11 protein-coding genes are annotated in these 9,010 nt (G+C 65.1%); 5 read left to right on the forward strand and 6 right to left on the reverse strand.

Going from position 1 to position 9,010, the window contains the following annotated elements:
- Window positions 1-11 precede the first annotated feature (11 nt).
- From PF446_RS09945 to PF446_RS09955, 3 genes are read left to right on the forward strand one after another with little or no spacing between them, the layout of a single operon-like run.
- Entirely contained in the window at window positions 12-371 is a 360-nt protein-coding gene (locus tag PF446_RS09945; RefSeq protein ID WP_298071274.1) for an EamA family transporter, read from the forward strand.
- Window positions 368-748 (forward strand): EamA family transporter, encoded by a 381-nt coding sequence (locus PF446_RS09950; RefSeq protein WP_298071275.1) that lies wholly within the window; start codon window positions 368-370, stop codon window positions 746-748. Before PF446_RS09945 ends, PF446_RS09950 begins: the two co-directional genes overlap by 4 nt.
- Window positions 732-1,973 (forward strand): DegT/DnrJ/EryC1/StrS family aminotransferase, encoded by a 1,242-nt coding sequence (locus PF446_RS09955; protein WP_298071276.1) that lies wholly within the window; start codon window positions 732-734, stop codon window positions 1,971-1,973. The genes PF446_RS09950 and PF446_RS09955 overlap by 17 nt, the downstream gene beginning before the upstream one ends.
- 4 nt (window positions 1,974-1,977) lie before the next feature.
- Here PF446_RS09955 and PF446_RS09960 read toward each other — a convergent pair whose 3' ends face one another.
- A complete protein-coding gene (locus PF446_RS09960; RefSeq protein ID WP_298071277.1) occupies window positions 1,978-2,859 on the reverse strand; it encodes an arginase family protein in 882 nt (293 codons plus the stop codon).
- On the reverse strand, window positions 2,856-3,917 hold the full coding sequence (locus tag PF446_RS09965) for a GNAT family N-acetyltransferase (protein ID WP_298071278.1): 1,062 nt from the start codon (window positions 3,915-3,917) through the stop codon (window positions 2,856-2,858). The genes PF446_RS09960 and PF446_RS09965 overlap by 4 nt, the downstream gene beginning before the upstream one ends.
- 128 nt (window positions 3,918-4,045) lie before the next feature.
- Here PF446_RS09965 and PF446_RS09970 point away from each other — a divergent pair, with 128 nt between their 5' ends.
- Window positions 4,046-4,318, forward strand: a complete 273-nt coding sequence (locus tag PF446_RS09970) for a phosphopantetheine-binding protein (protein ID WP_298071279.1) — start codon at window positions 4,046-4,048, stop codon at window positions 4,316-4,318.
- A 36-nt stretch (window positions 4,319-4,354) separates the two neighbouring features.
- A complete protein-coding gene (locus tag PF446_RS09975; protein WP_298071280.1) occupies window positions 4,355-5,569 on the forward strand; it encodes a beta-ketoacyl-[acyl-carrier-protein] synthase family protein in 1,215 nt (404 codons plus the stop codon).
- Window positions 5,570-5,634: 65 nt separating this feature from the next.
- Here PF446_RS09975 and PF446_RS09980 read toward each other — a convergent pair whose 3' ends face one another.
- The 4 genes from PF446_RS09980 to PF446_RS09995 all read right to left on the reverse strand — a co-directional run bounded on the left by PF446_RS09980 (window position 5,635) and on the right by PF446_RS09995 (window position 9,005).
- Window positions 5,635-7,041: an aminotransferase class III-fold pyridoxal phosphate-dependent enzyme gene (locus tag PF446_RS09980; protein WP_298071281.1), complete on the reverse strand. Its 1,407-nt coding sequence runs from the start codon at window positions 7,039-7,041 to the stop codon at window positions 5,635-5,637.
- A 19-nt stretch (window positions 7,042-7,060) separates the two neighbouring features.
- Window positions 7,061-7,780, reverse strand: coding sequence for an MtnX-like HAD-IB family phosphatase (locus PF446_RS09985; protein WP_298071282.1), 720 nt, complete (start codon window positions 7,778-7,780; stop codon window positions 7,061-7,063).
- Between the two features lie 65 nt (window positions 7,781-7,845).
- Complete coding sequence (locus PF446_RS09990) at window positions 7,846-8,649, reverse strand: CPBP family intramembrane glutamic endopeptidase (RefSeq protein WP_298071283.1); 804 nt, start codon at window positions 8,647-8,649, stop codon at window positions 7,846-7,848.
- 35 nt (window positions 8,650-8,684) lie between these two features.
- Window positions 8,685-9,005, reverse strand: a complete 321-nt coding sequence (locus PF446_RS09995) for a non-heme iron oxygenase ferredoxin subunit (RefSeq protein ID WP_298071284.1) — start codon at window positions 9,003-9,005, stop codon at window positions 8,685-8,687.
- Between the last annotated feature and the right edge of the window lie 5 nt (window positions 9,006-9,010).

Raw genomic sequence — 9,010 nt, forward strand, 5'->3', positions numbered from 1 at the left:
CGGAGACGCCCTTGAGCCCGACCGTGCTCGCATTATGGACGCTGACCGTGGTGCTCGATACGGCCGGCCAGCTGAGCTTCAAGGCGGCGGCTGCACACCCGGATGCCGGCGATGGCCTGGCTCGCTGGAAACACATGCTGGCGCGGCCCTGGATCTGGCTGGGTGGGCTGCTGTATGTGTTCGAGTTCCTTGCCTGGATCGCCTTTCTGTCCCTGGTTCCGCTGGGGCGCGGAGTCTTGCTCGGGTCGATCAATATTGTGGTGATCATGCTGGCCGGTCGGCTGTTGTTCCGGGAGCGGCTGACCCGCATGCGGATACTGGGCATCATTCTGGTCACCCTCGGTGTCACTCTGGTGGGATTCAGCGGATGAAGCGCTTTTACCTGATTGGTTTTGCCGTCCTGTTGAGCTTCGACACCCTGGCCCAGATCAGCTTCAAGATGACCGGCTCGCACGCCCTGCCGGTTCAGGCCAGCCTGGCCTGGCTGTTGCGCCTGGCTGCCGAACCCTGGCTTTACGGTGCCATCGTGGGCTATATCGGCGCCTTCTTTACCTGGATGACCTTGCTCAAGCACGCGCCGATCGGACCGGCATTCGCGGCATCGCATCTGGAGGTGGTCAGCGTGCTGCTCCTGTCGATCCCGATCTTTGGCGAACATGTCACCCGCATTCAGGGACTGGGTGCCGTGCTGATCGTGGCCGGCATCTTCTGTCTGGCACGGAGCGAAGGCGATGCACCCGTCGCCTGAGCATGGCGAGATACCGCCCACCGCGGGCCTGCAACTGGATGCGGGCGACCTGCGACCACTGCGCGGTGCGGATCTGGCCGGCGCGTTGGCTGCGCTGACGGACCGTCCGGATGCGCTGCTGACCTGTTCCGGCACCGCTGCACTGGTGGTGGCCCTGCAGACCCTGGCCGAGCACAGCTCGCGCCGTGAAGTGGTGGTGCCCGGCTACACCTGTCCACTGGTGGTCCTGGCCATCGCCCACTGCGGACTTCGCGCGCGTCTGTGCGATACGCGTCCCGGACATTTCGAGATGGATCCGGCCACTCTGGAGGCGCTTACAGGCCCGCAGACCCTGGCCGTGGTGCCCGCGCACCTGGGCGGCCGGCTGGCCGACACTGAAACCGTGGCCCGCATCGCGCATGCCGCTGGCGCATGCGTGATCGAGGACGCTGCGCAGGCGCTTGGCGCACGCCATGCCGACGCTACTGCGGCCGCCGGGGCCGGGGACATCGGCCTGTACAGTCTGGCTGCCGGCAAGGGGCTGAGCATCTACGAGGGCGGATTGCTGATGGCCGCCGAGCCCGCCCTGCACGAGGCACTGCGCCTCACCGCGCGCAAGGTCCTCGCCCGCCATCCCCTGTGGGAGCTGCGCCGCAGTCTGGAACTGCTCGGTTACTGGGCCCTGTACAACCCTTCCGGCCTTCGCCTGGCCTATGGCATGCCTCTGCGGCGGGCGCTTCGCCATGGCGATCCGGTGGGCGCCGTGGGCGACCGCTTCGGATCCAACATCCCGCTGCATCGCGTCGGACCCTGGCGCAGGGCCGTGGGCACGCGTGCCGCCGCTCGCCTGCCGGCATTTCTGGATCAGACCCGTGAACAAGCCCGCTCGCGCATGACGCGCCTCAAGCAGTTGCCCGGCATCGAGGTACTGGACGATCGTGATGGGGAACAAGGCACCTGGCCGTACCTGTTGTTGATGATGCCCGACGAATGCAGCCGCGACCTGGCGCTGGAGCGGTTGTGGACCCGAGGCATCGGCGTCAGCCGCCTGTTTGTCCACGCCCTGCCCGACTACCCGGAACTGGCCGGCATGATCGTTCCGGATGCGGTGCCCAACGCACGCGATTTCGCCGCCCGCAGCCTGACTGTAAGCAACAGTCCGTGGCTGGACGACACACGCTTCGACACCATCATGGAGGCGCTGGGCATGGCCCTGGCCGAAGCGCGCCAAGGCAGAGCGACCTGACGCATCAGCTCGCGTCCGGCGCCATGGCCTCGGCGATGGCGTGGATCAGACGCTGGTTCAGCAACCGGTGCTCATCCTGCCAGCGCAGCAGTTCCACCTCGGGGATCCTCGGCTGACGATCGAGCGCGGATAAAAAGCGTTTCCAGCCTTGCTGGTAATCCACCTGCGACACATCTCCGGTGATGTCGCTGCCGACAATGCGCCCGTGCATGGCCTGGATCAGCGCAAGCATCTGCGACGTGCACATCACGCCCTGGTCCCAGTTGGTATGCGCATCCCGGGCACTGAGCACATCCTTGTCGATGGACAGGTAGACCGGCAGTCCGGAACCGGCCAGGTGGGTGCCCAGGGCTTGCACCAGCGCCGGCATGTCCGCAAAGGCGCGAAAGGCTTGACCCAATCCGACGCGGCGGGCCCAGCTGGTGTGCACACCGGTCGACCAGTAGGTCAGGCGCCCCGTGCGCAATGGACGCCACTGGTTTTCCCAAGCATGCGCAAGGCTGATATCGCCCGAAGTAATGCCCGCCACATGCACGTGGCGCACCCCCGCAAGCTCAGTCACACGGCGAACCCATGAGCCGCAGTGCACGCCGAACGGATAACGCATGTTGTCCGGGTGATTATCCAGCACCACCACCTCGAGCGGGCCGCGGCGTGCGGCGACAGCCCGGATCAGCGGCAGGCTCAGATGATGAAAGTCGCCGCTGCCGGTCAACACCGTGCCGTACGTGGGCGGAAGTTCGGCTTCCAGCTCGCGCGCAAAGTCCTCCAGCCGACGCATGGAACAAGCAAAGCGCAGGGCCTGTTCATGCTTGCGCAGGTCCAGCACCTGCTCGCAGTCCAGTCCAGTTGCCGAGCCGTCCAGATCAAGTACCAGGGCATTCATCGAGCCTGTCCCTCGTACCATTGGCGATCACTCTCGAAATACCGCGCCAGGCGCCTGAGTCCAAACCGGAGCAGACCGCTGCGCGGGCGAACCGCATGCCGGGTGAAGGTGAAGCATGCGCCCAGGTGCGCCTTGATCTCGGGATCGGTCCAGCCCGCGACATACTGGCGCAAGCCCATCCGCCTGGCGTAATCGAGATTGTGCATCCAGCTGATCGCATAAAGATTGTGTGTGCGTGACTGCGGGTAATCGAAACCGACATACTTGTCGATCAGCCTGCCCTGATGCACGTAGCACAGGTTCCAGCCGATCATGCGTGCCTGATGGCGATACACGAACACTACGCCGTTGCTGTCGCCATCGGTCAGCAGCATGCGGAAAAATTCGGCATCGAGATGATCGAACTGGATCTCGCTTTGCGCCTGCACCTGTTCATACAGCGCGTAGAACCGGGCCAGCTCGGCGGCGTCACCGAACCGCTCGCTGCCGCAAGGCACGGCCTCGATTTCCAGGTCGGCACGGGCGCGCAGCTTGCGGCGGATATCGCGACGGGCGCCGCGTGATCGCGCCGCAAGGTAGTCGTCCTCGCTGGCAAAATCGATCGGCACCCAGGCCAGCGCCTGGCCTTCGAGAAGCACGAAACCGTGCTGTTCCAGGGCCGCGGCAAAGGCTGCATTCCAGGTGTTGTCGCTCGCCTCAAGCAGAGGCGAGTCGTGCGGAATATCCTTGACGATCAGGAACGGTTGCGTCGAGGCGTGACGCTGCACCAGGTCCTCTGCCAGGCGTTCGGGAACCACCTGCCCGGGAAGCCAGGCGTACTCGCTGGCATTGCTGCCGATGAAACAGGTGCGGGGCCGCAGCCAGCGGCTCCAGTAGCGGTATCCGGGCCATCCCCGCACGCGGCGCTGCACCCCCGGATCGGCCGTCGTCAGCAGATCGAAGCGAGTCGTGAACGCAGGGGTATCATGTACCGATGAGCAGACATGGAAATCATGCGGCATATGCGTCGCGTACGCATCCAGCAACACGTGTGGCTCGAGTTCATTCACGAAAGACATATGCAAGGTTCACGGCATAGATTGGTCACACACTTCCCCTCGTCCTGGCCCAGCGGTGCACGCGGGATTCCTCTCCGTTCACGCATTCACTGGTAACGGCAACAGAACCTTCTCCATGGAGCTTCGCGATGAGTGAATCCGTCCAGCAGCAGATCCTCGACATTATCGCCAAGCATGGCGATATCGATACCAGCACACTGAAACCCGAGTCTACGCTCACGGACCTGGGCATCGACTCGCTGGAAGCGATCGAGATCATCTTCGATATCGAGGAGCACTTTGATATCACCCTGCCCGAGCAGGATCCGGATTTCGACGCCGATACCGCGGGCGGGCTGGTCAAGGCGGTGGAGGCGGCGCTTGCCGCCAAGAGTGACGGCGAAGACGACAGCGCGGCCTGAACGCCGGGATCCACGACAGCCAAGGAGCAGATTTCCATGCGACGCGTAGTCATCACCGGCATGGGCACGATCAGTGCGCTCGGACACAACGCCGACAGCGCATGGAAAGCCATGCGCGAGGGTCGTTCGGCCATCGCTGCGCTGGAAGGATTCGATGAACCGACCCTGCGCGTGAACATCGCGGCACAGGTCCGTGACTTCGACCCCGCGGCCCATTTCGAGCGCAAGAAACTGCCGCTGCTGGACCGCGTGTCGCAATTCACGCTGGTCGCGGCGCGCGAGGCGGTGGCGCAATCGGGGCTGGACTTCAGCCAGTCGCCGCTGGGGCATCGCACGGCCTGCGTGATCGGCACCGGCGTCGGCGGCGAACAAACCAACGACGCCAGCTCGCGCAAGCTCTATGCCGAGGGCAGCCAGCGCCTGCACCCGCTGACCATTGTGCGACGCATGAACAATGCCCCGGCCTCGCAGCTGTGCATCGAGTTCGGCTTGCGCGGCCCATCCTTTGCCGTGTCCAGCGCCTGCGCCTCGGCCAACCATGCCCTGGCCCAGGCCCTTGCACTGATCCGGTCCGGCAGCGCCGACGTCGCCGTGGCGGGTGGCACGGAGGCCTGCATCACGCTGGGCGTGCTGCGCGCCTGGGAATCGATGCGCGTGCTGGCCGATGACACCTGCCGACCCTTCTGCAAGCAGCGCCATGGCCTGGTGCTTGGCGAGGGCGCGGGCGTGTTCGTGCTCGAGGAGTACGAGCATGCCCGTGCCCGTGGCGCGACCATCCTGGCCGAATTCGCCGGAGCAGGCATGACCGCGGATGCCGAGGACATGGTCGCACCGTCGGTGGATGGCGCGGCGCGCGCCATGCAACTGGCGCTGGATGACGCCGGCCTGGGTGCCGATGAGATCGGCTACATCAACGCCCATGGCACCGGCACGCCGGCGAATGATCCGACCGAGACACGCGCCATCCACCAGGTCTTCGGCGATCACGCCATGCACCTGGGTGTCTCCTCGACCAAGTCCGTGCACGGCCATGCGCTGGGCGCGGCCGGCGCACTGGAACTGGTGGCCGTGATCGGCGCCCTGCGCGAAGGCGTATTGCCGCCGACGGCCAATTTCATCGATCCCGACCCCGAGTGCGACCTGGACTACGTGCCCAACACGGCACGCGAGAGCGCGGTGGGCGCGGCTCTGTCCAATTCGTTCGCTTTTGGCGGACTTAATGCGGTGCTGGCGCTGAAAAAGGCTGGCTGAGCACCACGTCACGGCACCTGCGAGGCGCGCGTGCCGTGAACAGCACGGCACGCGCGCCCACAAGCTCATGACGCGCGCTTGGCCTTGGTCAGCAACTGGTCGAGCAGGGACAGGCCCAGGTCGATCTCCTCGTGGGTGATGTCCAGCGAGGGCGCCAGGGTGATGACGTTCTTGTACCAGCCACCCACGTCCAGGACCAGGCCCATCTTCTTGCCGTTGTGGGTCAGGTCTCCGGCCAGGCCGATATCGACCATGCGATCGAGCAGTTCGCGATTGGGCGTGAAGCCGTCCTCCGCGCAGATCTCGGCGCGCAGTGCCAGACCGAGCCCGTCTACGTCACCGATTTCCTTGTGCTTTTTCTGCAGGTCGCGCAGGCCATCGAGGAAGTGCGCGCCCTTCTCCGGCACGGTCTTCTCGTAGTTCATCTCCTTGCCCATGCGGATCACCTCCAGGCCCAGCGACGTGCCCAGCGGGTTGGAGTTGAACGTGGAATGGGTGGAGCCGGCCGGGAACACCTGCGGGTTGATCAGTTCCTCGCGCGCCCACAGGCCGGACAGCGGGTTGAGTCCATTGGTCAGCGCCTTGCCGAACACCAGCACGTCGGGCGTGACGCCGAAGTGCTCGATCGACCACATCTTGCCGGTGCGCCAGAAGCCCATCTGGATCTCGTCGACCACCATCAGGATGCCGTACTGGTCGAGCACCTTCTTCAGATCCTTGAAGAAGTTCATCGGCGGGATCACGTAGCCGCCGGTACCCTGGATCGGCTCGACGTAGAATGCGGCGTACTCGGCCTGGTTCACCTTCGGGTCCCACACGCCGTTGTATTCGGTCTCGAACAGGCGCGCGAACTGGCGCACACAGGCATCGGAGTATTCCTCGGCCGTCATGCCCTTGGGACGGCGGAACGGATACGGGAACGGGATGAACATCGCGCGCTCGCCGAAGTGCCCGTAACGGCGGCGGTAGCGGTAGCTGGAGGTGATCGCCGAGGCGCCCAGGGTGCGTCCGTGGTAGCCGCCCTCGAAGGCGAACATCAGGCTCTTGCCGTTGCAGGCGTTGCGCACGATCTTCAGCGAGTCCTCGATCGCCTGCGCGCCGCCCACGTTGAAGTGCACGCGCCCGTCCAGGCCGAACTTGTCCCTGGCGTCGACCGCGATGGTCTTGGCCAGCTCAATGCGCGTCTGGTGCAGGTACTGGCTGGCCACCTGCGGCAGCAGATCGATCTGGCGATGCAGTACATCGTTGAGGCGCTTGTTGGCGTAGCCGAAGTTGACCGCCGAGTACCACATCTGCAGGTCCAGGAACGGCACGTCGGCGCTGTCATACATGTAGCTGCCTTCACAACGACGAAAGATCTTCGGTGGATCGACGTAGTGCACCGTGTCGCCGTGCGAGCTGTAACGCGCCTCGTCGGCCAGCAATTGGGCGTCGTCGATCACCACGCCGAGGTTCTTGTCGTAGATATTCATGGGAATAGCCTTGGGAAAATCAGGATTGGGCGACCATGGGCAAGGTGGCCAGTTCAGTATCCAGACCGCCCGCCAGCAACTGCGGCAGGAGCACCAGCGCGTCGTCGAAGTTTGCGATGGCACGATACGGGATGCCCTCGGCCTCGCAGTGGTTGATCAGCCGGTGCTTGGCAAACACGAAGTCCACCTCACCCGCAGCACAGAAGTCCGAGGCACCGTCGCCAATCAGCAGGGTGCGGTTCCCGGCCCCGGATGCCTGGCGCGCACACGCGCACTTGCAGGTACCGCTCGGGCAATGGCTGGCGCGAAATGGCGCATTCAGCTCCCAGCGGCGCGCGGCCACCGGACGCAGGTGATTGGCAGCCACGGGCAGATCGCCGAGCCCGTGGCGACCGAGAATGACCTGGATGGCATGATCCAGGCCGTCGCTGACCACGCGCAGTGGCACGCCACTCGCGCGAACCGCCTTGACAAAGGGCGCAAACGCCGGATCGATATGGCAGTTGTCAAGGTGCAGTGCCAGTTCATCGGGGCTCATGTCCAGCAGGGCGACCTGGCCGCGCATGCATTCGCGTGAGCCGATGCGGCCGTCGCGCCAGTCCTGTTCCAGACGCTCCCAGCCGGAGCGGCCGAAGCGCTCAAGCAGACTGTCGATGACGTCCTCAAGGGCAATGGTGCCATCGAAGTCGCACAGGATCGTCCAGTCGGACGCGGTCGGGGCAAGGGCAGGATGGCGCATGCGGAATAGTCTGCGCAGGCTGCCTTTCGGCCTCCTTTCCAGCGTTGTTCGTCGCCGACGCGTCCTCAGCCGGGGTCCCGTCGAGGCCTGGGGGCATAGGGAAGGGTCAGCACGATCACCGCGACGGCAAGGTTCACCCATCCCCAGAGCACCTGCGCACGGAGATGGTCACGGACTTCCACGGGCAGCATCCCGCCGAATAAGGCATTGGACAGGTTCCAGCCCCAGTGCAGACCGACCGCCGGCCACAGCGAGCCGCTGCGCAGCATCGCACTGGCGTAGGCCACGCCGAAACACAACAGCATCAAACACTCGGTGGGCCCATTCGCAAGGCGGTAGACATGGTTGAGCGTGTACAGGATCGCCGACACCGCGACGAAGACGGCGCCTTTCCAGCGGATACCCGAAGCCCGCCACCAGAAACCGCGAGTGAGGATGTCCTCGGCCAACGACGGCACGAAGGTCGTGAAAGCGGCCACCGCGAACGCGGCCGGGGCCAGCGGGGCAAGGTCGACCGCGCCACCCGGGGTCCAGGCAAAGATGCCAAGGCCCAGGCCCATCGCCAGCGCGGCCAGGTTCGCCAGGCCCGACAGCAGCAGCCCGCCGGCAAGCAAGGGCAGCCAGCCCGGACCGGACAGTGCGTAGGCATCGTAGCCGCGATACCCAAGCCAGCGTCCCAGCGGCCATGCAACCAGCACGCAGGCCACAACCAGTGCGGCCTGCACCGCGAAACTGTGCAATACATCGGCACCGAATCCTTCGGCCGCCTGGTAAAGCACGAACAGGACCACGAACACCACGACGCGACGCAATGGTGCCTGCATGTCGAAGCCCCCGCTGTCGGCCCGAATCGGGCGGATGGCCGACACGACATGTGCCCGGCCCCGAACAGCAGCGGCCGGATTCAGTCGAAACGGTCGTCGCGAGTATAGACGAAACCGTCTTCCTGCTTCACCGGGAAAGAGGCGATGGGTTCCACCGCTGGCGGTGCGGTGACGGCTCCGGTGCGCATGTCGAAACGGGCGCCATGGCGGGCACACTCGACTTCGAAACCATGCACCTCACCGCCGGCCAGCTCGCCGTCGTCATGGCTGCAGGTGTCCTCGATCGCGTAGTAGTCCCCGTCGACGTTGTAGATGGCGATCGGCGTGTCCTGGTCCCACACCACCCTGAACTCGCCCGGCAGGACCTCGCCGCTGGCGCAGACCTTGATCCATTCGCTCATTCCGA

Origin of the sequence: Oleiagrimonas sp. (genome assembly GCF_027858935.1) — a bacterium.
GTDB lineage: Bacteria > Pseudomonadota > Gammaproteobacteria > Xanthomonadales > Rhodanobacteraceae > Oleiagrimonas.

Excerpts from the sequence above, each read along its gene's own strand:
- PF446_RS09950 (WP_298071275.1), top strand. The coding sequence starts at position 368 with ATGAAGCGCTTTTACCTGATTGGTTTTGCCGTCCTGTTGAGCTTCGAC.
- PF446_RS09955 (WP_298071276.1), top strand. The coding sequence starts at position 732 with ATGCACCCGTCGCCTGAGCATGGCGAGATACCGCCCACCGCGGGCCTG.
- PF446_RS09960 (WP_298071277.1), bottom strand. The coding sequence starts at position 2,859 with ATGAATGCCCTGGTACTTGATCTGGACGGCTCGGCAACTGGACTGGAC.
- PF446_RS09965 (WP_298071278.1), bottom strand. The coding sequence starts at position 3,917 with ATGTCTTTCGTGAATGAACTCGAGCCACACGTGTTGCTGGATGCGTAC.
- PF446_RS09970 (WP_298071279.1), top strand. The coding sequence starts at position 4,046 with ATGAGTGAATCCGTCCAGCAGCAGATCCTCGACATTATCGCCAAGCAT.
- PF446_RS09975 (WP_298071280.1), top strand. The coding sequence starts at position 4,355 with ATGCGACGCGTAGTCATCACCGGCATGGGCACGATCAGTGCGCTCGGA.
- PF446_RS09980 (WP_298071281.1), bottom strand. The coding sequence starts at position 7,041 with ATGAATATCTACGACAAGAACCTCGGCGTGGTGATCGACGACGCCCAA.
- PF446_RS09985 (WP_298071282.1), bottom strand. The coding sequence starts at position 7,780 with ATGCGCCATCCTGCCCTTGCCCCGACCGCGTCCGACTGGACGATCCTG.
- PF446_RS09995 (WP_298071284.1), bottom strand. The coding sequence starts at position 9,005 with ATGAGCGAATGGATCAAGGTCTGCGCCAGCGGCGAGGTCCTGCCGGGC.